General features: G+C 66.5%; 14 protein-coding genes and 1 pseudogene. 6 read left to right on the top strand and 9 right to left on the bottom strand.

Features of this window, described 5'->3' with window-relative positions:
- Positions 1 to 78: 78 nt before the first annotated feature.
- Positions 79 to 315 (bottom strand): hypothetical protein, encoded by a 237-nt coding sequence (locus AC5Y46_RS13660; protein ID WP_499942581.1) that lies wholly within the window; start codon positions 313 to 315, stop codon positions 79 to 81.
- Between the two features lie 230 nt (positions 316 to 545).
- On the bottom strand, positions 546 to 1,772 hold the full coding sequence (locus AC5Y46_RS13655; protein WP_499991641.1) for an FAD-dependent oxidoreductase: 1,227 nt from the start codon (positions 1,770 to 1,772) through the stop codon (positions 546 to 548).
- A 111-nt stretch (positions 1,773 to 1,883) separates the two neighbouring features.
- On the opposite strand from AC5Y46_RS13655, the gene AC5Y46_RS13650 reads away from it, so the two are divergent.
- The 3 genes from AC5Y46_RS13650 to AC5Y46_RS13640 are packed head-to-tail and all read left to right on the top strand — an operon-like array spanning position 1,884 to position 4,992.
- A complete protein-coding gene (locus AC5Y46_RS13650; RefSeq protein WP_499991640.1) occupies positions 1,884 to 2,537 on the top strand; it encodes a TetR/AcrR family transcriptional regulator in 654 nt (217 codons plus the stop codon).
- A complete protein-coding gene (gene fadD1 / locus AC5Y46_RS13645; protein ID WP_499991639.1) occupies positions 2,534 to 4,114 on the top strand; it encodes a fatty-acid--CoA ligase FadD1 in 1,581 nt (526 codons plus the stop codon). The genes AC5Y46_RS13650 and fadD1 overlap by 4 nt, the downstream gene beginning before the upstream one ends.
- Positions 4,114 to 4,992 (top strand): NYN domain-containing protein, encoded by an 879-nt coding sequence (locus AC5Y46_RS13640; RefSeq protein ID WP_499991638.1) that lies wholly within the window; start codon positions 4,114 to 4,116, stop codon positions 4,990 to 4,992. Before fadD1 ends, AC5Y46_RS13640 begins: the two co-directional genes overlap by 1 nt.
- Here AC5Y46_RS13640 and AC5Y46_RS13635 read toward each other — a convergent pair.
- From AC5Y46_RS13635 to AC5Y46_RS13625, 3 genes are read right to left on the bottom strand one after another with little or no spacing between them, the layout of a single operon-like run.
- Positions 4,989 to 5,663, bottom strand: coding sequence for a hypothetical protein (locus tag AC5Y46_RS13635; RefSeq protein WP_499991637.1), 675 nt, complete (start codon positions 5,661 to 5,663; stop codon positions 4,989 to 4,991). The two genes, AC5Y46_RS13640 and AC5Y46_RS13635, sit on opposite strands and share 4 nt — an antisense overlap.
- A gap of 23 nt (positions 5,664 to 5,686) precedes the next feature.
- A complete protein-coding gene (locus AC5Y46_RS13630) occupies positions 5,687 to 6,484 on the bottom strand; it encodes an SDR family NAD(P)-dependent oxidoreductase (protein ID WP_499991636.1) in 798 nt (265 codons plus the stop codon).
- Positions 6,485 to 6,515: 31 nt separating this feature from the next.
- Positions 6,516 to 7,337 (bottom strand): class I SAM-dependent methyltransferase, encoded by an 822-nt coding sequence (locus tag AC5Y46_RS13625; protein WP_499991634.1) that lies wholly within the window; start codon positions 7,335 to 7,337, stop codon positions 6,516 to 6,518.
- A 138-nt stretch (positions 7,338 to 7,475) separates the two neighbouring features.
- Here AC5Y46_RS13625 and AC5Y46_RS13620 point away from each other — a divergent pair, with 138 nt between their 5' ends.
- Positions 7,476 to 8,258, top strand: a complete 783-nt coding sequence (locus AC5Y46_RS13620; protein ID WP_499991632.1) for an SDR family oxidoreductase — start codon at positions 7,476 to 7,478, stop codon at positions 8,256 to 8,258.
- A 2-nt stretch (positions 8,259 to 8,260) separates the two neighbouring features.
- Here the strand turns inward: AC5Y46_RS13620 and AC5Y46_RS13615 are convergent, their stop codons facing one another.
- The 3 genes and pseudogenes from AC5Y46_RS13615 to AC5Y46_RS13605 form a co-directional block, all read right to left on the bottom strand.
- Positions 8,261 to 9,529 carry an amidohydrolase family protein gene (locus AC5Y46_RS13615; protein WP_499991631.1) on the bottom strand — a complete coding sequence of 423 codons (1,269 nt, stop codon included), beginning with the start codon at positions 9,527 to 9,529 and terminating at the stop codon, positions 8,261 to 8,263.
- A gap of 86 nt (positions 9,530 to 9,615) precedes the next feature.
- Complete coding sequence (locus tag AC5Y46_RS13610) at positions 9,616 to 10,389, bottom strand: class II aldolase/adducin family protein (protein WP_499991629.1); 774 nt, start codon at positions 10,387 to 10,389, stop codon at positions 9,616 to 9,618.
- A pseudogene (locus AC5Y46_RS13605) lies at positions 10,376 to 12,038 on the bottom strand (class I adenylate-forming enzyme family protein). Before AC5Y46_RS13605 ends, AC5Y46_RS13610 begins: the two are co-directional and overlap by 14 nt.
- Before the next feature lie 190 nt (positions 12,039 to 12,228).
- Between AC5Y46_RS13605 and AC5Y46_RS13600 the strand changes: the two are divergent.
- The gene (locus AC5Y46_RS13600; RefSeq protein WP_499991627.1) at positions 12,229 to 13,161 is read left to right on the top strand and encodes a M48 family metallopeptidase; all 933 of its coding nucleotides are present in this window, start codon (positions 12,229 to 12,231) and stop codon (positions 13,159 to 13,161) included.
- A 122-nt stretch (positions 13,162 to 13,283) separates the two neighbouring features.
- Positions 13,284 to 13,979: a GAF and ANTAR domain-containing protein gene (locus AC5Y46_RS13595; RefSeq protein ID WP_499991625.1), complete on the top strand. Its 696-nt coding sequence runs from the start codon at positions 13,284 to 13,286 to the stop codon at positions 13,977 to 13,979.
- Here the strand turns inward: AC5Y46_RS13595 and AC5Y46_RS13590 are convergent, their stop codons facing one another.
- On the bottom strand, positions 13,980 to 16,568 hold the full coding sequence (locus tag AC5Y46_RS13590; RefSeq protein ID WP_499991624.1) for an FHA domain-containing protein: 2,589 nt from the start codon (positions 16,566 to 16,568) through the stop codon (positions 13,980 to 13,982). It lies immediately after the preceding gene.
- Positions 16,569 to 16,571: the final 3 nt, after the last annotated feature.

Below are 16,571 nucleotides of genomic sequence, written 5' to 3'. Positions count from 1 at the left end.
GTCGACGGGGTTGTCGCACGGGTGCACTCTACATTAGTAGAGCCACCCCGCGACAGACTTGGGTTGATCAGGCCGAACTCAGGTGCAGGGAATGCCGTGCGGTCCGCCGATCCAGTGTCCAGGCGGCGACTGCCACGGGCAGTATTGCTTGACCTGACCAGGCGCAGGCTTCCATCCGTCGACCTGACCCGGCGGAATCGGCGGGGGTCCCGGCACGTGCGGTTTCGCTGACGCCGTCCCGATGCCCATTCCCATCGACCCGGCGACCAAAGCGCCGCTGATCAGGGCAGTTCCAGTGATCTTCTTGATGTTCATTACCGTATTCCCTTCGGCTCATTCAGCGGTTGCGACGAGCCTTGTATTCGTGGGGTACCCGAATGATCCGCGGCCGAATCGTGCCGGGATGGCGTGCCACCTGGCGGTCGAGATCGAGGGTCCACAACGGTCGTTGGCATCGGGCCGGGGGTGAGTCCAATCGACCGGCTGCGGCCGTGCGCCGGCTGCTCCCGGAAATTCGTTGAAGGATCAGAGGATTCGCGTAGCGTTCACGGACGGCGCGCGAAGGCCGGTGCATGCTCGGGCAGCACACCCACCCCGATGAAGTATGCCGGCACCACCGACAGCCATGGCAGCCGTTCGATCACCCGGAACAGCGCAGCCGGCGGTGCGGGGTCCTCGCCGCGCAGCAGCGGGCCGAGCAGCCCCCGGTGCAGCATCCGCTGCACGAATTGGGTTGTCGCGGTGGGAAACACACGGCGTCGCCGGACCGCCGCCAGGTGACGGCCGGTGACCCGACGTCGTAGCAGCGGCTCGGCCAGAATGGTGGCGGCAGCCACGGCGTCCTGTACCGCCAGGTTGATCCCGACTCCCCCTAGCGGGGACATGGCGTGAGCGGCGTCACCAATGCACAGCAACCCGTCGCAGTGCCAGCGGCGCAGTCGATTCACCCGGACGTCGAGGTGCTTGACGTCGTCCATCGACGCGAGTCCGTCCACCGAGTTCGCTGAACCAGAGGCCTCGGGCACCAACTCGGCGACGTCGCGACGGAAGGCCTCGATACCCTGCGCGCGCAACTGGGCGTCGGTGCCCTTGACTCCGATGTAGGCGATCTGGAAATAGCCTTCGCGCGGGATGACACCCAAAGCTTTGCCCGGGCCGGTGCGCGGCAGGAAGGAGAACTCCGTGTCGTCGTCGCGCGGCAACTTGAACCACCACACGTCGAACTTCACCGGATAGTCGTGGGCGGGCAAACCGGCTTCCTGACGCGCGATCGACCAGCGGCCATCGCAACCGACGGTGAGGTCGGCGCGGAGCTCGCCAGGACCGTCCGGGCCGCGGTAGCGGACTCCGGCGACTCGGCCCCCGTCCCGGATCAATCCGGTGACCTCACTGTTCATCCGCAGCGTAAAGGTGGGTTCGGTGCCGGCCGCCTCGGCGAGCAGGTTCAGCAGGTCCCATTGCGGCACCATCGCGATGAACGGGTGCGGTTGACGCAGCCGCTCGAAGTCGATGTAGGTCACCGAGCGACCGTCGGATCGGAAAGCGGCCTTGCGCACCTCGGTAAAGGGCAAGGCCGAGAACGACTTCCACAATCCGAGCTCGTCGAGTAGCCGCATCGTCGAGCAATGCACGGTGTCACCACGGAAGTCGCGCAGGAAGTCACCGTGCTTCTCCAGCAGCGTGACGTCCACACCCGCACGCGCCAGCAGGAGACCCAGGACCATGCCTGCCGGGCCGCCCCCGATGATTGCGCACGTCGTCTTCTCCGCCATTGCCGCAAGCATAGGCGGGCACTGCCCGAATGCGGTCCCGTCTACCCCCATCCGCCGGCGTTGTCATAACATCACATCCGCAATGTTTTCCACCTCGGTGTCCGCGCGATGATGTCGCGGCGAAACGCTCCGACCCGGCCGGCGCACGGCAATCAGATCAGGGCCCAGCGCACCCGCGCGATGGTGATCGACGTGACCGTCCAGATCCTGCTCAGCGAAGGCATCGCCGCGGCCAGCGGCAGGCACATCGCCGACACCGCCGGGGTCACCTGGGGAGTGATCCAATACCATTTCGGCGACCGCGACGGTTTGTTGATGGCGGTGGTAGACCGTGGTTTCGCCGAATTGCTGGACGCGCTGAAATCGTTGCCGCCCGCCACGCCCGGCACTCCGACGCGGGAGCGGGTGAGCGCAGTGGTAACCGCTGCCTGGCAAGCGATGTCGAGCCCGACCGCACGCGCGGCGACCGAGATCCTGATCGGCACCCGCGCAACCCGCGGCGCCGCGGCGACCGGACACATCAAACGTCTGGGCAAGGCTTTCAGCACGCTGGGCGCGGAGCTGGACCGCGACCTGGACCCCACCCAGAGCGCGGCCATCGGTGGGCACCTGCTGACCACGTTGCGCGGTATGGTGGCCAACCAACTGGTCATGCACCGTCCGGTCGACACCAGCAAGGAACGTCGCGTGCTCGTCGACATCCTCAGCAGCTACCTCGAGCTGCAGCACAGCGCGACCCGACAACGGACGGAACCGAATTCATGAGCGACACGATCCAGGCACTGCTGCGAGAGCGGCTGTCAGACTCCGCGATTGCAGTGAAATACGGTGAGCTGCAATGGACTTGGAGTCAGTACCTTACCGAATCGGCGGCGCGGGCCGTGGCCCTGCTGGCCGTCGCCGATCCGGACCGTCCCATGCACATCGGGTCGCTGCTGGCCAACACGCCGGACATGCTGACGCAGTTGGCGGCCGCCGGGCTCGGCGGTTATGTCCTGTGCGGACTGAACACCACGCGACGGGGTGAGGCGCTGGCCGCCGATGTGCGGCGGTCGGACTGCCAGATCGTCGTCACCGACGCCGAGCACCGGGGGCTGCTGGACGGGCTGGACCTGGCCGGGGCACGGATCCTGGACACCTCGACAGCGGAGTGGACGGACATGGTTGCGGGCGCCGGCCCGCTGGTCCCCCATCGTGAGGTCGAGATGATGGACCCGTTCATGATGATCTTCACGTCCGGGACCAGCGGCAACCCCAAAGCCGTGCAGTTTCCGCACCTGATGCCGGTGTTCTCCGGGCGAAACCTGGCCGAGCGCTTCGCCCTGACTTCTGCAGACACCTGCTATGTGTCCATGCCGCTGTTCCACTCCAACGCAGTGGTCGCGGGATGGGCGCCCGCAGTGGCCTCCGGCGCTGCCATCGTGCCGGCGAAATTCTCGGCGAGCCAATTTCTCGATGACGTCCGCCGGTACGACGTCACCTACATGAATTACGTCGGCAAACCCCTGGCCTACATCCTGGCCACACCCGAACGCGACGACGACGCCGACAACCCGCTGCGAGTGGCGTTCGGTAACGAGGCCAACGAGAAAGACATCAAAGCGTTCGGCAGCCGCTTCGGAGCCCGGGTCGAGGACGGTTTCGGCTCCACCGAGAACGCGGTCATCGTGGTGCGCGAACCGGGCACCCCGTCGGGCTCGATCGGCAAAGGCATGGCCGGAGTCGCGGTGTACGACAGCGACACCGTCACGGAGTGCCCACTCGCCCGGTTCGACGAAGACGGTGCGCTGGCCAACGCCGACGAAGCGGTGGGCGAACTGGTCAACACGACGGGTTCGGGCTTGTTCGCCGGCTACTACAACGATCCCGAAGCCAATGCCGAACGCATGCGGCACGGCATGTACTGGTCCGGGGACCTCGCCTACCGCGATGCTGAGGGCTGGATCTACCTGGCCGGGCGCACCGCCGATTGGATGCGGGTGGACGGGGAGAACCTGGCGGCCGCGCCGATCGAGCGAATCCTGTTGCGGCACAACGCGGTCAACCGGGTGGCAGTGTATGCCGTTCCGGACGAGCGGGTCGGCGACCAGGTGATGGCCGCGGTGGTGCTGCACGACGACGGCGCCTTCGACCCGGAATCCTTCGAAGCGTTCCTCGACGAGCAACCAGATCTGTCACCCAAAGCGCGCCCGCGCTACGTCCGAATCGCTGCCGAGCTGCCCAGCACCGCCACCCACAAGGTGCTCAAACGCCAGTTGATCGCCGAGGGCACCGCGATCGGCGCGGACGAAACCCTCTGGGTGCGCGACGAGCGGGGCACCGTCTACCGAATGATCGGTTGATGACGGACGATGGCCAGGTGACCGACTCCAGCGCGACCCGGGTGGCCGTCTACTTCGACTTCGACAACATCGTCATCTCCCGCTACGACCAGGTCCACGGTCGCAGCACTTTCCAGAAAGACAAAGCAAAGGGACTCGACAAGGAACGGCTGCGGGTCGCCACCGTCGACCTCGGCGCGATCATGGACTTCGCGTCCTCGTTCGGCACGCTGGTGCTCACCCGCGCCTATGCCGACTGGTCAGCGGAGGTGAACGCGAACTACCACGGCCAGCTGGTCGGGCGCGCCGTCGACCTCGTCCAGCTTTTCCCGGCAGCCGCCTACGGCAAGAACGGCGCCGACATCCGGCTGGCAGTCGACGCCGTCGAGGACATGTTCCGGCTGCCCGACCTCACCCATGTCGTGATCGTCGGCGGCGATTCGGACTACATCGCGTTGGCGCAGCGCTGTAAACGGTTGGGCCGCTACGTTGTCGGCATCGGCGTGGCCGGCGCCAGCAGCCAATCGCTGGCCGCCGCCTGCGACGAGTTCGTCACCTACGACGCGCTGCCGGGGATCTCGACCGCGCCCGCCGCGCCCCCACCACGCAAGCGCGGACGGCACGCAAGTCCGTCCGAACCCGAGGACGAGCCGCCGCCACCGGACCCGCAACTCGCGGCGACCGGGCTGCTCGAGCGGGCGCTGCGGATCGGCCAGGAGAAGGACGACGCGGACTGGCTGCACAACTCCGAGGTGAAGGCACAGATGAAGCGGATGAACCCGTCGTTCAGCGAAAAGTCATTGGGCTTCAAGTCTTTCAGCGATTTCCTGCGGTCCCGCAGTGACCTCGTCGACCTCGATGAAAGCACCACCACGCGCATGGTGCGGCTGAAGGGCTAGCTGTCGATCTCACCGGCGATCGCACGCTCGATTGCGGCGCGAGTGGCGTCGGGGAGCACGATGAGGCCGTCGAGCTCGGTGCGCGCCAATCCGTATGCATGCTGGCGTTCCTGGGCTGTCGCGCCGCTGTCTGCGGCGACCCGAAGCAGGCTTTGCGCCCGGGCCAGCCGTTGATTTTCCTCGGCGGAGAAATCGCTGCGCCGCCGGCGGGTCGCTTCGGCTTCCGCGGCGTTGAACGCGGTGACGTAATCCTCGACGGCCTCCAGATACTGGCGCGCAGCATCGCGGTCGTCGAAGAGGTCTTCTGCCCGCAGCGGTTTGTGCAGGTCCGCACGCAACCTCGCCTTGTGGAAGCTGGCGGTCAGCGGATCCCGCAGATCGGTCATCAGCGGGTAGTCCAGCAGGCGCGACGCGTCGAGCTCATACTGCAACCAGCGTGCGTCGGTCTGCTCGTGCGCCTCCAGCGCGCGCCGGATCGCCCGCCAGTGCGCCGCGGGGTTTCTCGCCGAGACGCCGCCCAGGTCATCGGCACCGACGTTCTGGTCCGCGGTGTCAGCGTTCTGCGTCGCCCGACGGTTCATCGACGAGATCGCCTTGATACCGGCCGCGATCAGGCCGACCAGCGGCAGCATCAGCAACAGCAGCTCGAGTAACCGGAACAGCACTCCCACCAGGCCAGGATGCCATCACATTTTCACCGCTTGTGGGTCTGTCCGGCCGCGACTTGGTCCGCTGCCTTCACGGCTATGTTTCCGGCCAGACGTGAGGCAACTTCCGGGGCGGTGGCGGCGAACTGTCCCAGCAGTCGCTGCTGCAGTGGCGCGACCGTCACTTCGCGCCGATTGCGTTCGATGGCGGTGACCACACCGGCGCCCACCTGTTCCGGTGTCCCGGTGCCCATCAACGCCGGTGCCGGGGCGCCGGACTCGGCGAACATGCCTGCGTTGCCGATCATTCCGGGGCTCACCACCGAGACGCCGATGCCCTCGGGGCGCAGGTCATCCCGCAGGCAGAAAGCGAAGCCGCGCAGGCCGAACTTGGTTGCCGCATACAGCGACGCGCGGGCGGTGGCCGCTTTGCCGGAGATCGACGAGATGTAGACGAAGTGGCCGGACCCGCGTTCGACGAACGCCGGGATCAGTTCGCGGGTCATCTGCACCGGCACCTCGAGATTGACTCGCAGGGCGCGGTCGACCTGCTCAGCGGTGTAGCTGTCCAGCTTGCCCGAGGCCGGCAGCGCCGCGTTGGCGACCAGCACGTCGATCGGGCCGGCCGCGCCGAGCAGAGCCAGGCCGGCGCCGGGGTCAGCGAGATCGCTGACGATCGTCCGGTGCCCGTCGCCGACGAGCGAGGCCGACAGGTCGTCAAGTTCTTGCTGTTTGCGCGAACTCAGGATCAGATGGGCGCCCCGCTGGGCGAGCGCCTTGGCGATCGCGCGGCCCAGGCCGCCGGTCGCACCGGTGAGCAGAACTGTCTTGCCGGTGAGCTGCATGACAGTGACGCTAGTCGATGGGCGGTACGGGTCAGTAGCCGAAGCGGTTCAGCACGTCGTAGGAGGATCCGAGAATTCGCGAAAGCCCTTTGTAAATCAGACGTACCGGCCGCACCGGAATCTTGTCGTGGTCGGCGAGCACCGGCCGGCGCTCCAAAACATGCAGTCGCGGATTCCAGGCTTCCAAAGCGCGGACGTCCCGGATTCCCCACTTGACGATTCCCTTGGTGAACACCCTGGACAACACCGGTCCGAACGGTGCGACGGTATCGAAAAGCATTTCGCCGCTGGCGAATTGATCGGTCAGGCGGCTCAGCAACTCGCGGACGTCGCGTTCGGGTAGATACATGAGCAGTCCCTCGGCGACGACTAGCGTGGGCCGTCCGGTCGCGATGTCAGTCAACCACTGCGGGCTGGTGACCGACGAGCCGATCATGCGGTACCGGTCGGTCTGCTCGTAGAGCCGACGACGCAACGCGATCACCGAGGGTTGGTCCAGGTCGTACCACTGCACGGACTCGGGCACGGCGAGCCGGAACGCCCGGGCGTCGAGGCCACAACCGAGATGCAGTACGACCGCGTCGGGCTCTCGTTGCAAGAACGCGGCGCACCAATCGTCGATCCGTTTGGCGCGCAGGGCGACGAGATATTGATTCACCGCGGGCAGCATGGTGCGGCGCATCCGGCCGAAGTCGTAGGTGATCCGGTTCACGGCCGCGGCAGCCTCGTGGTCCCCCAGAATGGTTCGCGGCGAACGGCTTTCATATGCCCGCAGGTACAGTGTCACCAGGTTTGTCCACTCCACCGACCCCCACGGGACGGCACTGAAGTCGACGTGGTCCGTGTTCACCATGTCCTTCCCCTGTCAGCTCGACCCAGCGTAGCGACCTGCTCGGGTCCGGCGGCCATACATCGACTGTCATGCGTATGGTGGACCCGTGCCGGCGGGTGTGCCACGATTACCCGCGGCCGGTCCCAGATAGGAGTTTGGATGTCAAACCGATTGACCGACAAGGTCGCTCTCGTCAGTGGCGGCGCCCGCGGGATGGGTGCCGCGCACGTCCGGAGGTTGGTGGCCGAGGGAGCCAAAGTGGTGTTCGGCGACATCCTCGACGACGAGGGCAAGGCCGTCGCGGCCGAGGTCGGCGACGCGGCACGCTACCTGCATCTCGACGTCACCGACCCCGAGCATTGGGATACCGCCGTCGAGCTCGCGGTGACAGAGTTCGGCCGGCTGGACATCCTGGTGAACAATGCCGGCATCATCAACATCGGGACGTTCGAGGACTACGCACTGTCGGAGTGGCAGCGGATCCTCGACATCAACCTGACCGGTGTCTTTCTCGGCATCCGGGCGGTCGTGAAACCGATGAAGGCGGCCGGTCGCGGATCCATCATCAACATCTCTTCCATCGAGGGTCTGGCCGGCACCATCGCCTGCCACGGCTACACCGCCACCAAGTTCGCGGTCCGCGGCCTGACCAAGTCCGCCGCGCTGGAGCTCGGCCCGAGCGGTATCCGGGTCAACTCCATCCATCCCGGACTGATCAAGACGCCGATGACCGAGTGGGTGCCCGAGGACATCTTCCAGACCGCGCTGGGCCGCGCCGCCGAACCGGAGGAAGTGTCCAGCCTGGTGGTGTACCTGGCCAGCGACGAGTCCAGTTATTCCACCGGCTCGGAGTTCGTCGTCGACGGGGGCTGTGTTGCCGGGCTGGGGCACAAGGACTTCTCGGCGGTGGACACCGCCGAGCAACCCGAATGGGTCACCTGATGTCAGAAGGCTTCGGGGTCGCGCTGGATTTCGGCCGGCACCGGATGCTGATACAGCCGTGACGCGTTCTCCCAGGTGATCTTGCGGATGACGTCGTCGGGCAACCCACCGATCTGTTCGTGGATCGTCTGCTGAGTGTGCGGCCACGTCGAGTCGCAGTGCGGATAGTCGGCCTCCAGCATGATGTTGTCCACCCCGATGCGGTCGTACTGCATGAACGACGACTTGTCCTCTACCGCGCAGAACCAGAAGTTGCGCGTGAAAACCTCGGCGGGAGTCAGTCTTTCGCCCAGCGCCTGCCAGGTGCCGTACATCTCGTGGTAGCTGAGCATGTGGTCAAGGCGGTCCAATAACCCCGCCACCCAACCGATTCCGCCCTCCGACAGGCAGATCTTGAGGTCGGGGAACCGGCTGGGCAGACCGGAATACAGCCAATCCACCGCCGCTGAGAGCGCGTAGGCGAAGAACAGCACGCCTTGCACGTCCGGCGGGGCGTCGGCGGTCGTCGACGGTGACGAACCGGAGGACCCTATGTGCAGGTTGACCACCGTGCCGGTCTCGGCACACGCCGCCATCATCGGGTCCCAATGACCGGAGTGGATACTCGGCAAGCCGAGCATGGCCGGGTTCTCGCTGAACGTCACCGCGTGGAAACCCCGTTCGGCGTTCTCCCGGATCATGGCCGCACCCAGCGCCGGATCCAGCAGCCAGGGCAGTTGACACGGAATGATCCGACCGGGATAGGGGCCGGCCCACGCCTCCAGGTGCCAGTCGTTCCAGGCCCGCACCGCGGCCAGGGCCAGGTCGCGATCCCCGGTGACCTGCTGCAGGCGCTGGCCGGCGAATCCGGGCAGGAACGACGGGAAGTTCAGCGACGCGTAGATACCGTTGAGGTCCATGTCCCGGACGCGAGCGTGGATATCCCAAGCGCCCCTGCGCATTTCGTCGAATCGGACCGGTTCGAACCCGTACTCAGAGACGGGCCGCCCCACCACCGCGTTGAACCCGACGTTGGGCAGTATGTGGCCGTCGTAGACCCACGTCTGTCCGCCCTCGGGGGTGTCGACGACCTTCGGTGCGCGGTCGGCGAACTTGCGCGGCAACCGCCCGGTGAAGGTGTCCGGCGGCTCGACGATGTGGTCGTCCACCGAGATGACCGTGTAGCGGCGTTGCGCCCGAGGCGGATCCGGCAGCAACGTCACCGACCGCTCGGCGCCGGTCTTTGCGGTGGTGAAGTTCAGGTCGGCGGCCAGGTCGTCGATCGATTTCATGCCGGGGTCTCCTTTAGGTGGCGAGCAGACGCAAAAGCACCCCAATTCGGTAAGAATTGGGTGCTTTTGCGTCTGCTCGCGCAGGGTTAGGTGAGCACATCGGGGTCGGCTTTGATCGTCATGCGTGCTGCTCCCGCCCAGTAGACGACGGCGGCACGCTCGATCAGCGAGGCCTGCATGCCCTTCATGTCCGACCACTTCATCTCCGACGGCGATCTGCCGGTCAGCAGGACGTCGTAGGCCAGCTTGCACACCCGCTCGATCGACGCCGCGCGGTAGACGGCTTCCGGCAGGGTGCGTCCGGTGGCGATGACCCCGTGGTTGGCCAGGATCGTCAGGTTTGCCCCGCCGATGTGTGCCGCGAGATCGGCTGCGCGAGAGGGGTTGTCAACTTCCCCGTCGTAATCCTCGACGAGGCACAGATCGTCCAGGAACAACGCACCGGTTTGATGGACGAGTTCGGGCAGCCGGCCCAGAGCCGCCAGCACGCACACGTAGTACGGGTGGTTGTGGATGACGACCCGAGCGTCGTCGCGTACCCGGTGCAGTTCGGTGTGGATGTGGATGGCCGGAGTGACGTCCCAGCGGCCGCGGATCACCCGCGCGTCGGCGTCCACCGTGCAGATGTCGGAGGCGGTGAGTTCCTGCCACCACAACCCCCATGGGTTGACCAACATCTCGCTCTGCCCGTCGGGTTGCCAGGTGATGTGACCGGCCATGTTCTCGGCGAACCCGATGGACGCGAGGTGGCGGAAGGCTATCGCCAGCGCCTGTTCGTCGGACAGGTCGACGCCGATCGGCGGCACCACCGAAGGCGCCCACACTTCCAGTCCGCCCCGGCGTGCGTCAGGAGCATTCATCGGCGGCCTCCATCCTGCTTCGGATATCCTCGCGGAGCTGGCCTTTGGCGACCTTACCCCCGGACGAGCGCGGAAGCTCGCCGACTACCACAAGCCGCTCCGGCAGCAATTCCTTCGAGACTCCCAGCGCCAGTAGATGTTCGACGAGCTCGCTCAGTTCGAGGCTACGGCGGCCGACGAGTTCGACGTAGAGACAGACCTTTTCGCCGAACACCGGATCGGGCATGGCAACCGCCGACGCCCCCGCGAGTGCCGGATGGGTCATGGCGGCGTCTTCGACCTGGGCGGCGCTGATGTTCTTGCCGCCCCGCAGAATGAAGTCCGAGGTTCGTCCGGTGACTGTCAGGTAGCCGTCGGCGTCGATCTCGCAGATGTCGCCCATCCGCATCCAATCGTCGCGGGTGAACAATTCGTCGTGGTCGGTACCGGTTCCCAAACCGCCTTCCAAGCCGCCTTCCAAACCGCTGAGGTACCCGAGGCTGGTCGCCGGGCCCCGGCAAGCGGGCTGGCCGCGACCCGTGTGGGTGACGTCGAGGTCACCGTCGAAAAGACGTACCGACATCTCCGGGATTATCCGCCCGCCGGTTCGCAGGCGTTGTTGCTGCGGGTCGTCCAGCGTGGTCCCGCTGAGCACTCCGGTCTCGTTGGAGCCATAGAACTGCAGGATTTGGGCGCCGCTGAGGTCCTCGAACTCCGCAGCGGGCCGGTACGGCAGCGCCTCGCCGCCGGTGAAGACCACCCGCAGCGAGCTCATGTCGTGCCCCCGGCGATCCGGGTCCGCCATCAGCATCGTCAATTGCGTACTGACACAACATAATACGGTCACACGGTGTCGGGCTATCGCTTCGTACACCGCAGCGGTGGTGAACCGCTCCAGGATCACCGTGGTCGCACCCAGGTGAATCGGGGTGGTGTGGCTGGTCCATATTCCGAATCCGAATGGCATCGGGATCACCGGCAACATTACGTCGTCGGGGGTCAGCAGCCCGTGGGCGACGGCCTTCCGATGAAAGTAATGCCAACGGTTCTGGGTGTGCACCACGCACTTGGGTAGTCCGGTGGTCCCGGAGGTCGAGTTGATCAGGAAGACGTCGTCGGGTCCCAACTGAGCGGCAGCCTCGACGGCACCGGGGCGCACGTCCGGGTCCAGACGCAAGTCGGGGCGCAGGATCAGCACCGGCAGTCCCACCATGGTGGCCGCATCAGTCGCTGCCGCCCCGCGCGGCGGATCGCTGATCAGCAACGTGGGCTGCGTGGCACGCAACAGATGAGCGCCTTCCCGCACCCCGGCGCGCGCGCCGATGCCGACCACGACGGCGCCGCAGCGTTCGACGGCGACGAACAACACGTGGATGGCCGCCGAATCACCGTGCCACACCGCGACCCGGTCGCCGAGCCGGACCCCGCAGGCGACCAGCCGTCCAGCCAAAGCCGTTGCCGGCGGTGTCGAATTCGTGCCACGTCAGCGCCGCTGCCGCACGGTCCTGCCGCGAGTCGAGGTACGCCGTGCGCTCCGGCGAGTGCTGTGCGTGACCGCGCACCGCGTCGGACAGCGTCGTATCCGACCACCAGCCCGCCGCGCGGTAGCGGGCTGCGTCTGCAGCCGCATAGGCGGGCGATCGCGCCATCGTCAACGCGCTGGCGTGCATAGCCATGATGATAGGAAACGACGTCCGGGGCTGGTGGTCCCGGAGGCGCGTCCAGGTTCAACTTTCTGACCGGTGAATTTATCGGGCTCCAAGGATTTATAGAGAATCCTTTAAGACCGTTGCCGAAGTCTGATGTGGCCCGCCACCAACCGGGAGCGGGCTGACCTCATACAGGAGCTCAGGCACCGTCATGGCCATTGTCGACTCGCCGGCACACCATCACGCCCATTTCCCCGGATCGCACCACGCGCCGCCCGGACCAGCATCGGGCCCAGTCGGCTACCGGGATCAGCCGGTTCGCCACCCGTGGGAGATCGGTCTGCTGGTCCTGGTCATCTTGACCAGCGTGGTCCTCTACCTGATCGCGATCGCCGTAGTGGTATCCGGCAAGACCAGTCTGCTGTGGCTTTCGGTGCTTGCCACGCCGCTGGCGCTGTTCCTGGGCCGAGGATTGAACTACGGCCGGCAACGCACCAACGGTGTCAAAATGTCGCCCACCCAGTTTCCGGAAGGCTACTGGCTGGTCGTCGAAGCGGCACAGCGGTTCGGTCTGACCGAAGTCCCGGACGCCTACGTCGTCTTGGGCAACGGACAGATCAACGCGTTCGCCAGCGGCCACGGCTTCCGCCGGTATGTGGTGGTGTACAGCGACCTGTTCGAGGTCGGTGGCCAGGCTCGCGACCCCGAGGCGTTGGCTTTCGTGATCGGTCACGAGGTCGGACACATCGCGGCTGGGCACGCCTCCTACTGGCGACAGCTCAGCCAGTTGGCCATGAAGGTTCCGTTCCTCGGTCAAGCGCTGTCCCGGTCGATGGAGTACACCGCCGACAACTACGGCTACGCGTTCCGCCCGGAGGGCGCCCGCCGCGCCATCGGAGTGCTCAGCGCCGGTAAGTACTTGCTGCGCTGGGTGGACTTCGATGGGATGGCCGACCGGGCCAGCACGGAGACGGGGTTTTTCGTGTGGCTCTCCAACATGATGGCCTCCCACCCCGTCAACACCTGGCGGGCATCGGCCCTGCGCAATCGCTCCGCCGCCGGCTCGCTGTTCCTCCGCCCCAAGCAATCGGCCCTTCAGCCGACCCACTGGACGGCACCGCAGCACGGCAATTGGGCGCGCTAGCCTCCGATAAACACCAGACCGGGTCGGGTCCGGGCTGCCGAGCGGCGCCACGCGACGGCGTCGCTCGGTAGTCGTCGGGACGCACCGCTCAGCGGAGCGCACCAACGGGTAGACATATCAGCATGACTTCGGACAAGCATGACCTGGCCGTGCGCATGGCCAAGTTGGCGCAGACCATAGCCACGCCGCGCACCATCGAGCAGATTCTGAGCGACGTCACCGCGGCTGCCGTCGAGCTGATACCCGGCGCCGACACGGCCGGAGTGCTGCTGGTCCACCGCGGCGGCACGTTCGAATCGCTCGGCGATGTCACCGAGCTGCCCGAAAAACTCGACGAACTGCAACACCGCTTCCAAGAGGGCCCCTGCTATCAGGCCGCGCTACACGACACGATCGTGCGGACCGACGATTTCCGGACCGAAGAACGCTGGCCGCAATACTCGCCGGCTGCCCTCGAACTCGGCGTGCTCAGTGGGTTGTCCTTCAAGCTCTACACCGCCGAACGCACCGCGGGCGCGCTGAACCTCTTCGGGTTCGAAGCCGGCGTCTGGGACGCCGAAGCGGAAACCATCGGCACCGTGCTCGCGGCGCATGCCGCCGCGGCGATCCTGGCCGGACGCCAGGACGAGAACATGCAGGCGGCGCTGTCCACCCGAGACCGCATCGGGCAGGCCAAAGGCATCATCATGGAGCGTTACAACGTCGACGAGGTACGTGCGTTCCAGATGCTGCGCGCCCTGTCCCAGGAGAGCAACTCCAAACTCGTCGACATCGCGCAACGGGTCATCGACACCCGCGGCGGCGGCACCGCCGAGTGATCAGCCGCTCTTCAGCCGGATCTTCCAGCGCACGAAGCCCAGGTAGAAGATGCTCAGCACCACAAGCATCGCCATGTCGAAGATCCAGGCGCCCGCGGTGTGTTTCCAGTGCGAGTCCTTCGGCACCTGGGGCACCGGACACAACGTGGTCAGGTCGATGGTGGAGGCCGACGCCGCGAAGCCCCATCGCGCCGGGGTGACCCACGACATCTGGTCCAGGCCCATCCGGTTGGTCACCGGGATCATGCCGCCGGAGAACACCAGCTGCGACATGACTGCCACCACGAGCAGCGGCATGATCTGCTCGTTGGACTTGGCGACGGCCGACAACACCAATCCGAGCATGGCCGACGCGACCGTGGTTGCCGCGATGTCGACGTAGAGCTCCAGCGCGGCACTGCCCAGCACGGAGGCGTCCACCTTGGGGCCGGGCTTGCCGAGGAGCGCGATGATGGTCACGATCGCCGACTGGACCAGCGCCATGACGGTGTACACGCAGACCTTAGCCAGCAGATAGGCGGTGGTGGACAGGCCCACCGCCTGTTCTCGGAGGAAGATCGCCCGCTCGCCGATCAGGTCGCGGATGGTCAGCGCCGTCCCCATGAACACCGCACCGACATTGAGCAGCACCAAGATCTGAGCCGGCTCGGTGGGAGCGTCACTCGGATTGGGTGGGGCCATGTTCGGGGCATTGAAACCGACGTCACCGGGCACCGACATGGACAGCGCACCCATGATGAACGGCAATATCGCCAGGAAGATGAAATAGCCGCGGTCGGAGATGATCAGCCGCAGCTGACGTCGGGCGATCGTGGAGAACTGCCGGAGCAGGCTGGTATGCGCCGCCTCACCCAACTCGGCGGGTTGCTCGGTGGGCGGCACTGGCGGTGGCGGACCGGTGCGTTCCAGGTACCGGGCCTTGGCCCCGTCCGGGTCGTCGGCGACGGTGCTGAAGATGTCGGCCCAGTTGGTCGTGCCCATGGACGGGCCGATCTGGCTCGGCGGCCCGCAGAACGCGGTCTTGCCGCCCGGCGCCAGCAACAGCACCTGGTCGCAGACGTCGAGGTAGGTCAGCGAGTGGGTGACGACCAGCACCACACGCCCGGCGTCGGCCAGTTGCCGAAGCATCGTCATGACCTGCCGGTCCAAGGCCGGGTCCAGACCCGAGGTCGGCTCGTCGAGGATCAGCAGCGACGGGCCGGTGAGCAACTCCAGCGCCACCGAGGCGCGTTTGCGCTGACCACCGGACAGCTTGTCGACGCGGGTCTCGAGGTGCTTGGTCATCTCGAGTTCCTCGAGCACCCGGGCGACCACCTGTTCGCGGTCTTCCTTGGTGGTGTCCGGGGGCAGGCGCAGCTCGGCGGCGTACATCAGAGCCTGACGCACAGTCAGCTGACCGTGGACGACGTCGTCCTGCGGCACCATGCCGATCCTGCTGCGCAGCGACGCGTACTCGGCGTGCACGTTGTGACCCTCGAAGGCGACCGTGCCGCTGGTCGGGTGGGTGTAGCCGGCGACCAGCTTGGCGAAGGTCGATTTGCCCGCACCGGAAGGACCGATGACCGCGGTAAGCATTCCGGGGCGTGCGGTGATCGAGATGTTGTCCAGCAGCGTCTTGTTGCCCTCGATCGTCCACGTCACCCCGCGCACGTCCAGTCCGCCGGTACGGGTTTCGAGCAGGCTCTCTTCGCGACGGGACAGGACACCGTTCTCGAAGACGAGGTCGATGTTGCCGATCGTGACGACGTCGCCGTCGCGCAGCACGGCGGACTCGACCCGGGTGCCGTTGACGAAGGTGCCGTTGATGCTGCGGTTGTCGCGTATCTCGATGCCGTTGGGCGACGGGATCAGGGTCGCGTGGTGGCGCGAGGCCAGCACCTCGGGGATGACGATGTCGTTGTCGTCGGCGCGACCGATCTTGATGGCGTTCGGCGGCAGGTCGCCGCCGGCCTTGCCCGGCCGCAGGATCTTCATCATCGAAGTCCTGCCGCCCACGTCGGCCGTGCGGCCGATCACCGGCGGCGGCTGCGCTCCGGCGGCGGGACGGTAGATGTGCGGCGACGAACCCGGTCCGCCTTGCTGCGGGTGCATCGGTTGCGGGCCGGACGGGTAGCGCGGCTGCGGTCCCGACGGCGGCGCCGCGGGCATCCGCGCTGTCGACGGGGGCGCCGGCGGCTGTCCCCAATTCTGGCCGCTCTGTTGGGGAATCGGACCGCTGGGCCGCGCCGGTATCGCCATCGCCGTCGTCGGCGGCGGGCGACCCACCGTTCCCTGGCTCCGGCGGCCCACCTCGAAGTCCAGTGCCGGGCCGTCCGGGTTGCCGATGTTGACGCGCTGCCCGTCCTGTATGTCGACAACCGGCACACGTCGGTTGTCGACATACAGCCCGTTGAGGCTGCCGTTGTCGATGGCGACCCATCGGCCCTGGTCAAACCGCAACAACAGGTGCACGCGGGAGATGAGGGGGTGTGCGACGCGGACGTCCGCGCGCAAGTCACGCCCAATGACTACGTCGTGGCCTGCTGCGAAGGTGCGTTCGGCTCCGTCATACCGCACGGTCAACACAGGCGGGGCAGCTGTCTGGGTCATCGC

This window comes from Mycobacterium sp. NGS59, from assembly GCF_059812345.1.
The sequence above is the reverse complement of the archived record's forward strand: the minus strand, read 5'-3'. Positions and strand labels throughout refer to the sequence as shown.